Annotated in this window: 14 protein-coding genes and 1 pseudogene; 4 read left to right on the top strand and 11 right to left on the bottom strand. The window is 62.9% G+C overall.

Annotation, left to right across the window (positions count from 1 at the left end; all coding sequences use genetic code 11):
- Positions 1–192 precede the first annotated feature (192 nt).
- Together nspC and ACNFG0_RS14785 are read left to right on the top strand one after the other, a co-directional pair.
- The gene (gene nspC, locus ACNFG0_RS14790; RefSeq protein ID WP_196143578.1) at positions 193–1,290 is read left to right on the top strand and encodes a carboxynorspermidine decarboxylase; all 1,098 of its coding nucleotides are present in this window, start codon (positions 193–195) and stop codon (positions 1,288–1,290) included.
- A 33-nt stretch (positions 1,291–1,323) separates the two neighbouring features.
- Entirely contained in the window at positions 1,324–2,568 is a 1,245-nt protein-coding gene (locus ACNFG0_RS14785; protein ID WP_196143577.1) for a saccharopine dehydrogenase family protein, read from the top strand.
- Positions 2,569–2,634: 66 nt separating this feature from the next.
- On the opposite strand, the gene ACNFG0_RS14780 is transcribed toward ACNFG0_RS14785, so the two are convergent.
- Together ACNFG0_RS14780 and mqo are read right to left on the bottom strand one after the other, a co-directional pair.
- Complete coding sequence (locus tag ACNFG0_RS14780) at positions 2,635–3,681, bottom strand: class I SAM-dependent methyltransferase (protein ID WP_196154189.1); 1,047 nt, start codon at positions 3,679–3,681, stop codon at positions 2,635–2,637.
- Between the two features lie 200 nt (positions 3,682–3,881).
- A complete protein-coding gene (mqo, locus tag ACNFG0_RS14775; protein WP_196154190.1) occupies positions 3,882–5,465 on the bottom strand; it encodes a malate dehydrogenase (quinone) in 1,584 nt (527 codons plus the stop codon).
- 339 nt (positions 5,466–5,804) lie between these two features.
- On the opposite strand from mqo, the gene ACNFG0_RS14770 reads away from it, so the two are divergent.
- A complete protein-coding gene (locus ACNFG0_RS14770; protein ID WP_416765409.1) occupies positions 5,805–6,860 on the top strand; it encodes a M42 family peptidase in 1,056 nt (351 codons plus the stop codon).
- A 171-nt stretch (positions 6,861–7,031) separates the two neighbouring features.
- On the opposite strand, the gene ACNFG0_RS14765 is transcribed toward ACNFG0_RS14770, so the two are convergent.
- The 4 genes from ACNFG0_RS14765 to ACNFG0_RS14750 form a co-directional block, all read right to left on the bottom strand.
- Positions 7,032–7,250, bottom strand: a complete 219-nt coding sequence (locus ACNFG0_RS14765) for a hypothetical protein (protein WP_196143573.1) — start codon at positions 7,248–7,250, stop codon at positions 7,032–7,034.
- Positions 7,251–7,318: 68 nt separating this feature from the next.
- Positions 7,319–7,783, bottom strand: a complete 465-nt coding sequence (locus ACNFG0_RS14760; protein WP_196143572.1) for a hemerythrin domain-containing protein — start codon at positions 7,781–7,783, stop codon at positions 7,319–7,321.
- 193 nt (positions 7,784–7,976) lie between these two features.
- On the bottom strand, positions 7,977–8,333 hold the full coding sequence (locus tag ACNFG0_RS14755) for a general stress protein (RefSeq protein WP_196143570.1): 357 nt from the start codon (positions 8,331–8,333) through the stop codon (positions 7,977–7,979).
- 159 nt (positions 8,334–8,492) lie between these two features.
- Positions 8,493–8,978, bottom strand: coding sequence for a VOC family protein (locus ACNFG0_RS14750; protein WP_416765406.1), 486 nt, complete (start codon positions 8,976–8,978; stop codon positions 8,493–8,495).
- Between the two features lie 123 nt (positions 8,979–9,101).
- Here ACNFG0_RS14750 and ACNFG0_RS14745 point away from each other — a divergent pair, with 123 nt between their 5' ends.
- Positions 9,102–9,917, top strand: a complete 816-nt coding sequence (locus ACNFG0_RS14745) for a protein phosphatase 2C domain-containing protein (RefSeq protein WP_416765405.1) — start codon at positions 9,102–9,104, stop codon at positions 9,915–9,917.
- Between the two features lie 54 nt (positions 9,918–9,971).
- On the opposite strand, the gene ACNFG0_RS14740 is transcribed toward ACNFG0_RS14745, so the two are convergent.
- The 5 genes and pseudogenes from ACNFG0_RS14740 to ACNFG0_RS14720 all read right to left on the bottom strand — a co-directional run bounded on the left by ACNFG0_RS14740 (position 9,972) and on the right by ACNFG0_RS14720 (position 15,526).
- A complete protein-coding gene (locus ACNFG0_RS14740) occupies positions 9,972–12,539 on the bottom strand; it encodes an EAL domain-containing protein (RefSeq protein WP_416765403.1) in 2,568 nt (855 codons plus the stop codon).
- A 334-nt stretch (positions 12,540–12,873) separates the two neighbouring features.
- On the bottom strand, positions 12,874–13,578 hold the full coding sequence (locus ACNFG0_RS14735; protein WP_416765402.1) for a DNA-binding domain-containing protein: 705 nt from the start codon (positions 13,576–13,578) through the stop codon (positions 12,874–12,876).
- Positions 13,571–14,404 (bottom strand): DUF692 domain-containing protein, encoded by an 834-nt coding sequence (locus ACNFG0_RS14730; RefSeq protein WP_196143565.1) that lies wholly within the window; start codon positions 14,402–14,404, stop codon positions 13,571–13,573. The genes ACNFG0_RS14735 and ACNFG0_RS14730 overlap by 8 nt, the downstream gene beginning before the upstream one ends.
- Positions 14,405–14,537: 133 nt before the next feature.
- A pseudogene (locus tag ACNFG0_RS14725) lies at positions 14,538–14,807 on the bottom strand (hypothetical protein); the annotation flags it as partial.
- A gap of 167 nt (positions 14,808–14,974) precedes the next feature.
- Positions 14,975–15,526: a DUF4174 domain-containing protein gene (locus ACNFG0_RS14720; RefSeq protein ID WP_196143564.1), complete on the bottom strand. Its 552-nt coding sequence runs from the start codon at positions 15,524–15,526 to the stop codon at positions 14,975–14,977.
- Positions 15,527–15,637 lie beyond the last annotated feature (111 nt).

Below are 15,637 nucleotides of genomic sequence, written 5' to 3'. Positions count from 1 at the left end.
CCTACCGGGTGATTACGACAGTCACATTCTGCTGTTTTACTGAAGAACAGCACCTTGGCGCCCTCGAGGGGCACCCAGGGTAGTAAATGCGCTTGCAGGTCGGACGAAATGCGCCTTCCACCCTTTCGATCTGTGCCAAGTGAAGGCACAATGCGTGTCCTTTTTTTGGCCGGCCTGGCCGGGGGCCTTTAAATGATCAAGACGCCGTACTACCTCATCGACAAACAGAAGCTGCTGGGCAACATGCAGAAGATCGCCTACGTGCGCGAGCAGTCCGGGGCCAAGGCCCTGCTGGCACTCAAGTGCTTCGCCACCTGGTCGGTGTTCGACCTGATGCAGCAATACATGGATGGCACCACCTCCTCGTCGCTCTACGAGCTCAAGCTCGGCCGCCAGAAGTTCGCCGGCGAAACCCACGCCTACAGCGTGGCCTGGGCCGACGACGAGATCGAGGAGATGCTCGAGAACTGCGACAAGATCATCTTCAACTCCATCGGCCAGTTGCAGCGCTTCGCCGAGCGCTCCGAAGGCAAGGTCCGCGGCCTGCGCGTCAACCCGCAGGTGAGCAGCTCAGACTACTTGCTGGCCGACCCTGCACGCCCCTTCAGCCGCCTGGGCGAGTGGGACCCGGAAAAGATCGAGCAAGTGATCGAGCAGATCTCCGGCTTCATGTTCCACAACAACTGCGAGAACGGTGATTTCGGCCTGTTCGACAAGATGCTCACGCACATCGAGGAGCGCTTCGGCCACCTGCTGCACAAGGTCGAGTGGGTGAGCCTGGGTGGCGGCATCCACTTCACCGGCGAAGACTATGCCCTGGATGCATTCTGCGCACGCCTGAAGGCCTTCTCCGAAACCTACGGCGTGCAGGTGTACCTGGAACCGGGCGAAGCGGCGATCACCCAGAGTGCCTCGCTGGAAGTCACCGTGCTCGACACCTTGTACAACGGCAAGCACCTGGCCGTGGTGGACAGCTCCATCGAAGCGCACATGCTCGACCTGCTGATCTACCGCCTGAATGCCAAGATGGCGCCCAACGATGGCGCGCACACCTACATGGTCTGCGGCAAGTCGTGCCTGGCCGGCGATATCTTCGGCGAGTACCAGTTCGACAAGCCCCTGGCCATCGGTGATCGCCTGTCGTTCATCGACGCGGCGGGCTATACCATGGTCAAGAAAAACTGGTTCAACGGCCTGAAGATGCCGGCCATCGTGGTCAAGCAGCTCGACGGCAGCGTCGAGGTGGTGCGCGAGTTCGGTTTCGAAGACTACGTTTCCAGCCTGTCCTGAGGCAGGCCCTTTGAGTAAGGAGCAACAGGTAAATTGAAGAAGAACGTTCTTATCATTGGTGCAGGAGGTGTCGCCAAGGTGGTGGCCCACAAGTGTGCGCAGCATAACGACGAGCTCGGTCGTATTGCCATTGCGTCACGGAACATCTCCAAATGCCAGGCCATCATCGACAGCGTCAAGGCCAAGGGTAGCCTGAAGGTACCCGCCGACATCCAGGCCTTTGCGCTCAATGCCCTCGATGTCGAGGCGACCAAGGCACTGATCCGCGAGACCGAATCGCAGATCGTGATCAACGTTGGCTCCGCCTTCCTCAATATGTCGGTGCTGCGCGCCTGCATCGACACCGGTGCCGCCTACCTGGACACCGCGATCCACGAAGAACCAGGCAAGATCTGCGAAACGCCGCCCTGGTATGGCAACTACGAGTGGAAACACCTCGAAGAGTGCCAGCAGAAGAATATCACCGCCATTCTCGGCGTCGGTTTCGACCCGGGTGTGGTGAACAGCTACGCCAAGCTTGCGCAGCAACAGTATTTCGACCGCATTGACTCGATCGACATTCTCGACGTCAATGCCGGCTCCCATGGCAAGTATTTCGCCACCAACTTCGACCCGGAAATCAACTTCCGCGAATTCACCGGGCAAGTCTGGAGCTGGCAGAACAGCCAGTGGACCAGCAACACGATGTTCGAGGTCAAGCGCACCGACGACCTGCCGGTAGTGGGCTCACAGAACCTCTACCTGACCGGCCACGACGAAGTGCACTCGCTGTCGAAGAACCTCGACGTGCCGAACATCCGCTTCTGGATGAGTTTCGGCGAGCACTACATCAATGTGTTCACCGTGCTGAAGAACCTGGGCCTGCTGTCCGAACAGCCGGTCAAGACCGCCGAAGGCCTGGAAGTGGTACCGCTGAAGGTCGTCAAGGCCGTCCTGCCCGACCCATCCTCGCTGGCCCCGGGCTACACCGGCAAGACCTGCATCGGTGACCTGGTCAAAGGCACCAAGGATGGCCAGCCGCGCGAAGTGTTCATCTACAACGTGGCCGACCACGAAGAAGCCTTCGCCGAGACCGATAGCCAGGGCATTTCCTATACCGCCGGTGTACCGCCGGTGGCCGCGGCCCTGCTGGTCGCACGCGGCGAGTGGGATGCCAAGCGCATGGTCAACGTCGAGGAGCTGCCGGCCGAGCCGTTCCTCAAGGCGCTGGACGTCATGGGCCTGCCGACCCGCGTGAAAGACGAAAAAGGCGACCGTCCTTGGGACGCACAAGCCTAAGCAGCAAACGGAAGGGGCGCCAGATGGCGCCCCTTCTGCATACACAAAGCTGTCGCTGAAAAATATCTACTTGCGCGCCTCCAGGATCAGGTTGAACGGCGTCTGCGTCGCCCGCCGGAACCGGCTGAACCCCGCCTCCTCGAACACCGCCCGCAAGCGCGCTTCCCCAGCCTGGGCCCCAAGGCCCAATCCCACCTCCTGGGACAGTGAGTTCGGCGTGCAGATGAACGTCGACGCCGCATAGAACAGCCGCCCCACCGGGTTGAGGTTGCCCTCCAGCGAGTCCTCGGCATAGGGCTCGACCAGCATCACCGTGCCGTCATCCTTGAGCGCCTGGTAGGCGTGGCGTGCCGCACCCACCGGGTCGCCCATGTCGTGCAGGCAATCGAAGAAGCACACCAGGTCGTGGTCTTTGCCCGGGTAATCCTTGGCAGACGCCTGCTCGAAGCGCACCTGGCTGGCTACGCCGGCTTGTTCGGCACGTTGGTTGGCAATGACGATCGAGGGCCCGTGGTAGTCGTAGCCGATGAACTGCGAGGCGGGAAACGCCTGGGCCATGACGATGGTCGAGGCGCCATGGCCGCAACCGACATCGGCCACCTTGGCCCCTGCCTGCAGCTTAGCGGTAACGCCCTCGAGCGCCGGCAACCAGTCTGCCACCAGGAACGTCCGGTAGCCGGGGCGGAAGAACCGCTCGGTACCGCTGAACATGCACGGGTGGTGATCGCCCCAGGCCAGGCCGCCATCGCCGCGCATGGCCGCGACCAGCTTGTCTTTGTCGTGGAACAGGGACGCCACCACCGCCGCACCGCCGGCCATATAGGCCGGGGACTCCTCGATGGCCAAGGCCATGGCCTGCTCCTCGGGCAAGCTGAACGCGCCGTCCTGGTGGACCATGTAGCCCGCCGCCACCTGGGCGCTGAGCCATTCGCGCAACAGCCGCGGATGGCAACCGGTGCGCTGCGCCAACACCTCGGGCGTCACCGGTTGGCTGTCGGCCATGGCCCGGTACAGCCCCAGCTCGTCCCCCAGGATGACATTGGCCAGGGTCGCCGCAGCGCCCATGTCGCCCACCAGTTTGCCCATGAATTCATGAAGCCTCGACTCGTCCATGACCTGCCCTCCTCTGCAAGAAGGCCACCGTCGGCGACGTCCGGTCCGGGGGGCGGTGGTCGGATGGATGGTGCGGGCCCCTTGCGAAGCGGGCCCGGAATTTAAGTCTAGACGAGCCATCGAGGTTGGCTGCGGCGCCTCTGATGTCATCCCTGTTCCATGCGTCAGGAAATCGCACCGCAACGCCTCAGCTGAGCGCCTTATGGCGCCGCGACCTGGGTTTCACCCTCCGTCGGTGGCGCCAGCTGCAAGGTCTCGTTGGTGTAGGCCCACTCCTCGTGAAGCTTGTCCGGGTGATCGTTCAAGCGAAGGCCATAGGACGGGATGATCTGCCGGAACTTCTCTTGCCATGGCGCGGAGGCGGCTTTGTCCTTGAATACCTTGTGCAGCAGGTCGAGCATGATCGGCGGTGCGGTCGAAGCGCCCGGCGAGGCGCCCAGCAGACCGGCGATGCTACCGTCCTGGGCCATGACCACCTCGGTACCGAGCTTCAATACACCACCCAGCTCGTCGTCCTGCTTGATGATCTGCACGCGCTGGCCTGCTTGCCAGAGGCGCCAGTCTTCCTTCTTGGCGTGCGGGAAGTACGTCTGCAACGCTTCGAAGCGGTCGTCGTCGGACTGCATGAGCTGGCCGACCAGGTATTGCACCAGGTCGAACTCACGCACGCCCACCCGCACCATCGGCCAGGTGTTGTGCAGCGACATGCTGGCGAACAGGTCGAGCAGCGAGCCCTCCTTGAGAAAGCGTGTGGAGAAGGTGGCAAACGGGCCGAACAGGATCATGCGCTTGCCGTCGAGCACGCGGGTGTCCAGGTGCGGCACCGACATCGGCGGTGCCCCGGTGGCGGCAATGCCGTAGGCCTTGGCCATGTGGCGCTGGGCAAGCTCCGGGTTCTCGGTGACCAGGAACGAGCCACCGACTGGAAAGCCTGCGTAGTCCTTGGCCTCAGGGATACCGGACTTCTGCAGCAGTGGCAACGCGGCACCACCCGCGCCGATGAACAGGAACTTGGCGTCGGTCGCGGCCTTGGTGCCGTCCTTGAGGTTCTTGTACTCGACGTGCCAGGAGCCGTCGTCGTTGCGGGTAATGTCTTCGACCTCCGTGGACAGCTTCAGGTCAAAGTTTGGCCTGCCCTGCAGGTAGCCGACGTATTGACGGGTGATCTCGCCGAAATTGACGTCGGTGCCGATGGGCGTCCAGGTCACCGCAAGCTTCTGGTTGGGGTCGCGCCCCTCCATCATCAGCGGCACCCATTTGCGGATCTGCTCGGGGTCTTCGGAATACTGCATGGGTTTGAACAGCGGGCTTGCCTGGAGCGCCTCGTAGCGCTTCTTCAGAAACCGGATATTGTCGTCGCCCCAGACGAAACTCATGTGCGGCGTGGTGTTGATGAACGAGCGCGGGTTCTTCAGCACGCCTTGCTTGACCTGCCAGGCGAGGAACTGCCGGGTAATCTGGAACGACTCGTTGATGTCGATGGCCTTGGTGATATCGATCTTGCCGTTCTTTTCCGGCGTGTAGTTCAACTCGGCCAGAGCCGAATGCCCGGTGCCGGCATTGTTCCAGCCGTTGGAGCTCTCCTCGGCGACCTTGTCCAGGCGCTCGACCATTTCCATGGACCAGCCAGGCTCCAGTTCATTGAGCCACACCGCCAGGGTCGAGCTCATGATGCCGCCGCCGACCAGCAGCACATCGACCTTCCTGGCCTCCGCGGCCTGGGCGTTGAGCACGCTGCACGTCAGGCCCAGCAAGGCCCATTTCAAGGTTCCCGTGATCTTCATGTGTTCTCCTGCGAGGCGTCTCGCCTCGATCTGTACTCCATGTATTGCCCGGGGCATATGCCCTGGAATCGGCCTCGCAAGCGAAGTCAGCCTTTTAGATAGTTAGCGCAACTTTCCAAGGGCCTCCAGTTGAATTGCGCCCTATCATTCGAAACAGCGCATTGCGAACGTTCATTGGCCTGGCGACGGCACCATTCGTCGCCAGGTTGCAAAACAGACTGGAGTATCCGCACGGCTTGCCACTCAGAAACCCTGTAGGGTCGGTTCGACTCTCCACATCAGGTCTTGGCCCGTCTTCGGACGGGCTTTTTTTAATGTCCCGCCTCAGGATGACGAGCGATGCAAACCACCCGAACACTTCTCGAAGCTCTGCTCCTGGCCTACGGCCCCGGCGGCCAGGAAGACGAAGTCCGGCAGATCTGCCGGGCCGCATTGGCCGAATGCTGCGATGAGGTGCAGGTCGACCGCGCAGGCAACGTACTGGGGCTGTTGCGCGCCGCGACGCCCAGCCAGCCGCAGGACAGCATCCGGGTCATGGCGCATATGGACGAGATTGCCATGATCGTGAAGCGGGTGAAGCAGGACGGCACGTTGGAGGTCACCGCTCTCGGTGGCGCACAGCCGATCAGCTTCGGTGTCTGCCCAGTGGAGATCCTGGCTGACCACCAGACCCTGCCGGGCGTGCTGTCGTATGGCTCGATGCATGCCAGCAGCGGCTCGGCCGTCGGTCAGCATGTGACTTCAGGCGCGGTGCACTGGCAGGACGTGCATGTGGTGACACGCAGCTCGCCTGACGACCTTGCGCGCCTTGGGGTGCGGCCGGGGACCCGGGTCGTGCTCAGCCGTCACTGGCGCCAGCCGTATCGCTTGCCCGATGCCGTGGCCGCGCATTTTCTCGACGACCGTGCGCCGCTGGTGGCGGCCATCGCCGCGGCCCATCTGTTGCGCAGGCGACGCGATGAATTGGCGCAAGACGTCTGGTTCGTGTGCACCACGCTGGAAGAAGAATCCAATGCCGGCGCCATGTACGCCGCATCCAGACTGCCAGGCGATACCATCATTGCCCTGGAAGTCGGCCCAGTGCTCGAGGAGTACGGCACGCGCCTTTGCGCCGATCCGATCGTCAATACGGGCGATCAGAAAGGCTATTACACGCCGTCGGTGGTCCGCGCGCTGATGCGCGCCGCCCAGCGCGCCGGCTATCAGGCTCAGGCCGCGCTGCTGGTGGATTTCGCCTCCGATGCCAGCGCGGTGATGAGTTCCGGCATCGCGGCACGAGCCGGCTGCCTGGCGATTCCGACGGAAAATACCCATGGCGTCGAAATCGTACTCGACGAAGGCATCGATGCCTGCGCGGCCACCCTGGTCGAATATCTGCTGGGGCCGGATGGGTGATCTTTGGCGTCCGCGCTGCGGGAAAGGACCTGGAAACGCGACCGCATGGCAAGGGCTTCGCCCTTGATCGCGGGGCAAGCCCACTCCTACAGGGACTTCACGGGCCTACGGGCAGCGGTAGGCCAAGCGGGCTTGCCCCGCGATGGGCCGCACAGCGGCCCCGGCAAGGGTTCAGGGTTGCTGGTAATGCGCAGGCGAGGTGCCCGGCTCGTGGTCATGCTCCAGACGCTGGACCTGGATGTCGGTGAATGATGACGCCTCTGTCCGATGAAGCCCTTGCAGGTAGCTGCGGGCATGCTCCTGGCTGACGGTTTCGTCATCGCTGCGCATTTCACAGGTGCCAGGCTGGTTGTCGAGGATGTAGCTGATGAGAAACAGGTGCTGGGCCATGGTCGGTCACCTCGGCAGGTTCACGGCAGGAAACCCACGGCTGGGCAATACCAGCCGTGGGTGAAGGGTCAGGCAGCGCGGCGATCGCCCTTGAGCAGTTTTTTCTGTGCCTGCATGGCCTGGCCGAGCTCGTCGAGGGCTGCTTTGTCGAACAGCTCCTGCGCCCGCGGGAACATCTCGCCCTCCTCTTCTTCGATATGGTGTTCAAGCAGCTCCTTGAGAACCTTGACCCGGCCGGCGAACTCCACGGTATCCGGCTGGGTCTGCAGCAGGTCGGGCAGCACCAGCGAATCGACCGTGCGATGCTCTTCCTTGGCTTCGTAGTACATCTTCTCGTCTTCCTTGCCGCCGACTTTCCTGAGGGCGGGGTAGAAGATCTCCTCTTCGATGGTGGTATGGATCTGCAGTTCCTGCTCCAGGCGCGCCAGCAGTTCACTGCGCTTCTTCACCGCACGCTCGGTGGTCGCCGACAGGTCCGCCAGCAGCTTCTTCACGGTTTCGTGGTCATGGGTCAACAGCTCGATTGCGTTCATTCAGCACCTCGTCAGTTGCTCGAAAACACGGTTTGCCTTAGGTGGAGTCATGCCCATGAAGCGGGGTTCAATCCGCTTGACCACTGACCGTGCGAGCGGCCGATCCGGCTTTGCCTGTCGATTGCATCGACCCTCATGGGTATCGCCACTGGCAGCCAGGGCGCGGGCGCGCCCTGGCGTGGTTCAACACGGATCAGCGATTGTCGTCGTCACTCTTGCGACCACCGCCATGGCTGTGCTGGCCACCGACGCGGCCGGCCTCGGAGGCCCGTTCGGGATCGTTCTTGAAGTTACCGCCGGACATCTGACCGCCCTTGTGGCCAGCCTCGGCGGCACGCTCGGGGTCGTTCTTGAAGTTGCCACCGGACACTTGCCCGCCCTTCTGGCCGGCTTCGGCGGCACGTTCAGGATCGTTGGCGAAGTTGCCGCCCGATGCCTGGCCGCCCTTGCGGCCAGCTTCGGACGCCTTCTCCCGGTCATTGGCGAAATTGCCTGGGTTGTTCTGCGCGCTGCCGCCTTGGTTCTTACGGTCGTCTTGATTGCTAGCCATGATTTTCACCTCATGTCAGTTTCACACAGCTGAGTCTGTGTTCATGTACGACGCGAGGTAGCCCTGGCTGCGCTCAGTCAATTTACCGACCGGCTGACGAAATGCCTTAAACACTGGAGCAGGTGATTTCTTGCGTGCCAATACACCGCTCGACATCGATCATTGCGCGCCCCTGAGCGCGGCTTCGATCCTGGCAACATCGATCTTGCCCATCTGCATCATGGCCTCGAATGCCCGCCTAGCCGCCGCCCGATCGGGATGGTCCATGGCCTCGAGCAACACCCGTGGCGAGATCTGCCAGGAAATCCCCCACTTGTCCTTGCACCAGCCGCAGACACTTTCCTGGCCACCGTTGCTGACGATGGCATTCCATAAACGGTCGGTCTCGGCCTGGTCCTCGGTGCAGATCTGGAAGGAAAAGGCTTCGCTGTGGGAGAAGGCCTTCCCACCGTTCAGGCCGACACAGGGGATACCAGCCACAGTGAACTCCACGGTGATCACATCGCCCGCCTTGCCTGACGGGTAGTCACCTGGCGCATGGTGCACGGCACCGACGGCGCTGTCGGGGAAGGTGTTTGCATAAAAGGTCGCCGCCTCCAGCGCATCGTCGTCGAACCAGAGGCAGATCGTATTCTTGGCGATCATGGCAGTTCTCCACCATCATGTTGGACAGATGCAGTCTAGCCCTTCGACCTTGGCTGGCGAGCGAACCTCGGGCCGTTGGTCCGTGTCGAACCACTTCCCCTTGCAACGAGACGTTAACGAACCATGCATTTGGACCTGATTCAGAGCCTGAGCCTGGCTGGCAAGGCCGATGTGCCCAACGATGATCGTATCGGCAGCGCCGAACGCCATGCCTGGGTCATCGACGGGGCCACCGACCTCGGGCCTGCGGGGCTGTTGGGCGAACGTGGCGGCGCGGCCTGGCTCGCCCAACAGGCCCAGCGCGCCTTCACCCTGGCCACGGGCCCTTTGCAAGCTGTGTGCGAGCACGTGTTCGACGACCTGGCCTTGGCCTATGCCCGCGACCGCCAGCGTGACCCCATCGCCGGATGGGAACTGCCCCGTGCCGCCTTTGCGGCGGTGGGCCTTGAAGGGAACGAGCTGGTCTGTACCCACCTGGCCGACTGCGTCGTGCTCCACCGCAGTGCCCAGGGCATTGCCTTCCTGACGCCCGAACCGGATCGCGAGGCCGAACGCGCCGAGGCGGTAGCCCTGGGGCCCGGCACCGGTGCCCATGGCGTGCGCACACCTGCGGTGATCGCAGACCGACGCGTAGCCCGCGAACGCCCGAAAGCCGTGCTTGGCGTGGATGCGCGGCTGGCAAAGGCTGGCACCTGCTACAACCGTGTCCCGGTCGCCCGAGGCGATGACCTGGTGCTGATGAGCGACGGTTTTGCCGCCTTGTTCGACACCTATGAAGCCTGCACCCCCGCCTCGTTCATGACACAGATGCTCGCTGACGGCCTGGGCGCCCTCGCCCAGCTGCTCAGGCGTATCGAGCACGACGATGCCGCCTGCATGCGCTACCCGCGCTTCAAGATGAGCGATGATGCTTCGGCCATGTGGTTGCGGGTAGGCTGAGCCGCGGCCGCGTCGCCACGCCCCATTTCTGTAACGGGCTTGCCTCGCGAAGCCTCAGCGCGCCTTCGAATGCACCTGGGGTCCCCCTTGCTCCGACATCATCCGTACCAACACCTCGTTCTCCACCGGCCTGCTGAGCAAGAAGCCCTGCACTTCATGGCACTGGTCGTCACTGAGCAATGCCAGTTGCTCGGCGGTCTCGACCCCTTCGGCGGTCACCGTCATGCCCATGGCGTTGCCCAGGTTGATGATCGCCTGCACCACGCTGCGGTCACTGCCGCTCTTGCCCAGCGACTGGACGAAACGCTTGTCGATCTTGATGCTGTCGAAGGGGTACGTGCGCAGGTAACCGAGCGACGAATAGCCGGTACCGAAGTCATCCATGTTCAGGCGCACACCCAGCTCCTTGAGCGCATTCATGGTATGCAGGGCGCCTTCGATGTCGTTGAGCATGACGTTCTCGGTGATCTCCAGCTCCAGGCGGTGGGCTGGCAACCCCGTGGCCCGCAGTGCATCGCCCACGTCACGAACCACGTCGCTGCGGCTGAACTGCGCCGGCGACATGTTGACCGAGACCATGATCGGTTGTGGCCAGTCCTTGGCCCTGGCACAGGCTTCGCGCAGCACCCAGTTGCCGAGCAGCACGATTAGGTCCGACTCCTCGGCCAAGGCAATGAACCGGTCCGGGCGCAACAGGCCGAGCCGGGGGTGCTGCCAGCGCACCAAGGCCTCGACCGAGGCAACCGTGGCCCCATCGACCTTGAAGCGAGGTTGGAAATGCAGCACCAGTTCGCCACGTGGGATGCCCTCGCGCAACTCACCTTCAAGCACGCGCTTGTCCATCAGCGCCGCGTTCATTTGCGCCGAGAAGTAGCGCCAGGTGTTCTTGCCGGCCTGCTTGGCGCTGTACAGGGCCACGTCGGCGTAGCGGATCAGGTCGCTGGGCGTACCGGGGTATTCCGCCGACAGCACCACACCGAGGCTGACCCCGATCTGCACGGTATGCCCTTCCACCTGCATCGGCCGCTTGAGCGCCTCGATCACGCGCAGGCAGAAACGGTCCATGTCGTCACGGTCACCCGGGCGGGCCAGCACGATGATGAACTCGTCGCCGCCCAGCCGCGCCACCAGGTCGCTGTCACGAGTGGCCTGGCCGAGGCGTGCGGCCACCTCGATCAGCACGGCATCGCCCGCCGGGTGGCCAAGGCTGTCGTTGATCGGCTTGAAGTTGTCCAGGTCGAGCATCAGCAGCGCTACCTGGGGCGTATCCAGACCTTGACTTGTTTGTTCGAGGAAACGGAACAGCTTGTTGCGATTGGGCAGCCCGGTAAGCGCATCGTGCAACGATAAGTGCTGTATCTGCGCATGAGCGGCCACCTCATCGGTAATGTCGCTGCAGGTGCCCCTGAAGCCCGAACACACGCCCTGTTCGACGATGGCGCGTGCGGCGATTCTGCAGATCCGCTGCTGGCCCAGGTGGTCATTGTACTGGCAACGCAAGCTGCCGGAGGCACCCGTGGCGGCCAGGCCGTGCAACCAGGTCTCGACGTGGCTGGTATCGCAGGACAACAACTCGGTGATCGGGCGCTGCAACCAGGCCTGTACGGCATGCCCGGTGAGTTCCGCGAAGCGTGCCGACAGGTAGGTCAGGTGCAGTTGGGCATCGGTTTCCCAGATCCAGTCCGAGGCGGCTTCGGCAACGGCCTTGAAGCGTTCTTCGCTGGTTTCCAGTGCGGCTTTGGAGGCGGCCATCTGGCGGTGGCTACGGTCGATGCCGGCACTGGCGCGCATCGCGTGGCGGGCAAACAGCGCCATGGCCAGGGCGATGAGCAACAGGGCCACGGCCAAGGGCGGGATGACCGTATGGATCAGGGCCGTGCCGGGTTGTGGGATCGCCCAGGTCAGCGCATGGCCGCTGCCCTCCAGCGGCAGGAACCCGCGTCCGGGCACTTCGGCGGCCACATCGCTGATGACGAAACCGGACAGCCCCACCGACCGGCCCAAAGGCTCGAGTACACTGGGCGAAAGCACGCGGATGAACACCAGCACCGCGGTGGGCTGTGGCAGGTGGTGGGCCAAGTTCGGTGGGCGGATCACCGCCGCAGCGAATACCGCCGGTTGGCCACGAAACACCAGGTAGCCCGACGCGGCCTGCTCGGTCTGGTCGGCCACACGGGCCAGCTGCAGCACACGGTCGGCACTGGCGCTGTGGCGCGCCAGGCCTTCGTCGCTCAACTGCCCTTCAAGGATGGCGTAATGGGTACCGTCGTCGTCCAGCACATAGACACCGGTATAACCGTCGGAGGTGTAGAGCGTGGCCCCGACGTTGTCTTCGTCATAGGCCCAATGGCTGTCGACCGGCCCTGCCAAGTGGTCGTAGGCAGCTTGCCAATGGGCATGGGTCAACAAGAAGCTCCTTTCGTTTTTCTGCAGCTGGGTCAGGGCGGACGCGGCGTAGAAGCGGCTCTGCTCCACCTCACGCCGATCCAGGGCCTCGGCGAGGCGGTAGAGCGATACCAGGCCAAGCGTCAAGGCCACTACCAGCACACCGGTAAACACCAGAATCAGCTGCCGCACTACGTGGCTGCGGGTCGACATTTCATTGCCAGGCGTCACGTCCATTCATTCACCAAGCTGCCAGGGGTTCCCAAGGTTGACCGAATGGTCCATGCAGGCGATCAATGGAGCTGACGACCGGCATGCCATTGTGCCGGTCTTGGGGTCGAGGTGGTGCAGGATCGCGGGACAAGCCCGCTCCCACAAGACCTGCAAAATCAAATAGTTATGCGTTGTTCTGTGGGAGATCACTCAGCCCTTCCGGGCTGCTCTGTCGCGCAGAGAACAAGCGGCTAACGCCGCCCCCCTGTGGGAGCGGGCTTGTCCCGCGATCAAGGGCGAAGCCTTTGCCAGCAAATGCGAAGGTACGACTTGTTTTACTGTGGAATGCACAACCCGCCTAGCGGGTCCCCACGATGATGCGTTGTCTTCGCAGGTCCTCCAGCAGCGCCAGCCCATGGCGCCGAACCTCTTCCCCGCCCAACGCCTGCAAGCGCTCGCGTCCGGTTCCCGGCAACCCTGCCAATAACTGATAAGCCATCGGTGTCAGCCGGGCAAAGCGCACCTGAAGCTGCGCATCCCGATACACCAGCAACAATGTAGGGGCTTCAGGCGGTTCGACAGGTTGGTGATCAGGCCCGATGCACTCCACCGGCCAACGATAGGCAAGCACCCGAGCCACACAGGACAACAAGGGCTCGCCCTCGAGCAGATCACCATCGGGCTGGTGCGGCGGATCCTGGGCATCGCTCAGGTACAGCGAGGCTTCGATCCACTCGTAGTGGGCCAGTTCGAGCTGCCAGGGGGCGTCGGGCTCGATGCCTTGCAAGTAGTCGATGAATGTCTCGGCGATCTCGGTGAACAGTGGTGTCTGGCACCGGTGGTGTGCATAGAACGCCCGCACCCGTGCGTGCCAGCGGGCGTCGCCGAGCGTCTGGCGCATGACCGGGAAACAGCCGGCCAACAGGCCCTCGATCGAGTTGTAGAACAGCTCGCGATAGACTTTCAGGCGTCGTGCCTCGATCCCCGGCGGCGGCGGGTTGCCTTGGGGATCGCGAATATGGCGGGCCAGGGCGTACTGTTGGGTGCGCAAGGTCTCAGACATTGTGTACGCTCCTGACCGCGTCCTGCAGCGCACGGATGCGCGCTGTCTCGGCCAGTAGTTCGGCCAGCGGCGGGTAGTTGAAGTCCCGCTCCAGTACTGTCGGCTGTACGCCGAAACGCTGGACGGCGAGGGAGAACAGCAACCACACGGCATCCTTCACCGCAGCGCCGTGGGTATCGATCTTCAGGTCCGGCGCCTCGTCGTAATGGCCGGCCACATGCATACCGACCACGCGCTCCAGAGGCAGCCCGTCGAGAAACTTTCCGGCGTCGTAACCATGGTTGCAGGCATTGACATAGACGTTGTTGACGTCCAGCAGCAAGTCGCAATCGGCCTCGTCGAGCACGGCACGTATGAAATCCAGCTCGCTCATGGCCTGGTAAGGTGCGGCGTAGTAGCTGATGTTTTCCACGGCGATGCGCCGCCCCAGCAGATCCTGGGCCTGGCGAATGCGCGCCGCGACATGGTGCACCGCCTCATCGGTGAAAGGGATCGGCATCAAGTCATAAAGATGTCCGTCGTCGCTGCAGTAGCTTAGATGCTCGCTGTACAGGCGCACCTGGTAACGCTCGAGAAATTGCTTCGTGCGCGCCAGAAAGCCCTGGTCCAATGGCTGGCTGCCCCCCAGGGACAATGACAGGCCGTGGCAGGCGATGGCGAAACGTTCCGCCAGCTGGTCCAGGCCTTGGCCGTAGACGCCACCGATGCCGATCCAGTTTTCCGGTGCGCATTCCAGGAAATCGACAGCGCCCTGCTCCATCGCCAGCAATTGGGGCAGCAGACCGCGACGAAGGCCGAGGCCTGCCTGTAGAAGAGTGTCGTTCATGTAGGTAAGCTCCACTGATCGAACAGGTCCGGGCCTGTCCTTGGCAGTGGCACCAAGGCTTGCCGGCTATTGCGACAAGCCTCGGTGCAACTGATCGATCGCCAGGGCGTCAGCCGTGGGCCTTGCCATCACCGCCGCACTTGCCTTCGCCACACTTGCCCTCGGCCTTGGTGGCTTTTTCACCGGCACCGCATTTGCCTTCACCGCACTTGCCTTCGCCTTTGCTGGCTTTTTCACTGGCGCCGCACTTGCCCTCGCCACACTTGCCCTCGCCAGCCACCTTGGCTGCGGCCAGTTGGTACCCCTGGGTCAAAGGTTCAGCCGCGAACGCGGTGTTGCCAAGTACCATGCCGCCGATCAGAGCGGCGCCGAGCAGGCCAAGGGTATTTTTCGACTGTTTCATGGTGATGCTCCACTTGTGGTTGGAAAGTGGAGCCATTACATCGCGGCGGTGTATCGAGGGTGTATCGGCAGCGGCGGGATTTTGTATGGGAATGGTTCACGCCATGGGGTTGATACAGTGTGATACATGAATTTGGCCTGGGCGCTTGGGCCCAGGCCAAGGGGTGGTCAATCCTCCAGCGGCTTGGGCGGGGCCGCCGGTTTGGCGGGCTTGGCAGGCTTGTTGTCCTTGGGCTTGGCTTCGCTGGACGTCGCCACAGGCTCCGGTGCGGTCACCGCCTTCTCGGTGGCGGGTAATTCATCCACGGCCTTGAAGATCACCTGGGGATCGAGCTTTTCACCACTGTCGTCGTCCTTGAGCACATGCCGTTCACCGTCCTTGCCCACCAGGATCACCTTGGTGCCTTTGCTGGCCCCGAGCTTGAGCTCGCGGATCAGCGCCATGGTGGTCTGCTGCTCGAGGTTCTTGTCCTCACGCTTGCCCATCATGTTGGCGACACTGTAGAGCACCAGGCTGCGCTCCTTGAAAGCGGCCTGGGTGGCCGGGTCCTTGAGGGCCTCGTTCAACCCGCGCAAGGTCGGGTCGGCGCTGCTGGGTGCGATGATGACCAAGGGCCTGGCCTTGCCCAGTTCCTTGGCCAGCGGTGCGTCGCTGTCCGCGGCGAACAGGGGGCCAGCGAAGGCGAGCAAGGTGGCGAGGGTCAGTGACCGAACGAGCATGCGCATCTCCTTATTTTCTCGAAACAAAGACTACAGGTCAGGAAGAAAGATCCGACGTGCGAGCCTAAACTACCTCTCAAGACAGGTGGATAGGCGAAAGGTAACTTGCCA

Source organism: Pseudomonas sp. NY15372 (assembly GCF_048068215.1).
Classification (GTDB): Bacteria; Pseudomonadota; Gammaproteobacteria; order Pseudomonadales; family Pseudomonadaceae; genus Aquipseudomonas; species Aquipseudomonas guariconensis_A.
The sequence above is the reverse complement of the archived record's forward strand: the minus strand, read 5'-3'. Positions and strand labels throughout refer to the sequence as shown.

Bases quoted from the DNA above. Each gene is read 5' to 3' on its own strand.
- nspC (WP_196143578.1), top strand. From the start codon at position 193: ATGATCAAGACGCCGTACTACCTCATCGACAAACAGAAGCTGCTGGGC.
- ACNFG0_RS14780 (WP_196154189.1), bottom strand. From the start codon at position 3,681: ATGGACGAGTCGAGGCTTCATGAATTCATGGGCAAACTGGTGGGCGAC.
- mqo (WP_196154190.1), bottom strand. From the start codon at position 5,465: ATGAAGATCACGGGAACCTTGAAATGGGCCTTGCTGGGCCTGACGTGC.
- ACNFG0_RS14770 (WP_416765409.1), top strand. From the start codon at position 5,805: ATGCAAACCACCCGAACACTTCTCGAAGCTCTGCTCCTGGCCTACGGC.
- ACNFG0_RS14765 (WP_196143573.1), bottom strand. From the start codon at position 7,250: ATGGCCCAGCACCTGTTTCTCATCAGCTACATCCTCGACAACCAGCCT.
- ACNFG0_RS14760 (WP_196143572.1), bottom strand. From the start codon at position 7,783: ATGAACGCAATCGAGCTGTTGACCCATGACCACGAAACCGTGAAGAAG.
- ACNFG0_RS14755 (WP_196143570.1), bottom strand. From the start codon at position 8,333: ATGGCTAGCAATCAAGACGACCGTAAGAACCAAGGCGGCAGCGCGCAG.
- ACNFG0_RS14750 (WP_416765406.1), bottom strand. From the start codon at position 8,978: ATGATCGCCAAGAATACGATCTGCCTCTGGTTCGACGACGATGCGCTG.
- ACNFG0_RS14745 (WP_416765405.1), top strand. From the start codon at position 9,102: ATGCATTTGGACCTGATTCAGAGCCTGAGCCTGGCTGGCAAGGCCGAT.
- ACNFG0_RS14740 (WP_416765403.1), bottom strand. From the start codon at position 12,539: ATGGACGTGACGCCTGGCAATGAAATGTCGACCCGCAGCCACGTAGTG.
- ACNFG0_RS14735 (WP_416765402.1), bottom strand. From the start codon at position 13,578: ATGTCTGAGACCTTGCGCACCCAACAGTACGCCCTGGCCCGCCATATT.
- ACNFG0_RS14730 (WP_196143565.1), bottom strand. From the start codon at position 14,404: ATGAACGACACTCTTCTACAGGCAGGCCTCGGCCTTCGTCGCGGTCTG.
- ACNFG0_RS14720 (WP_196143564.1), bottom strand. From the start codon at position 15,526: ATGCTCGTTCGGTCACTGACCCTCGCCACCTTGCTCGCCTTCGCTGGC.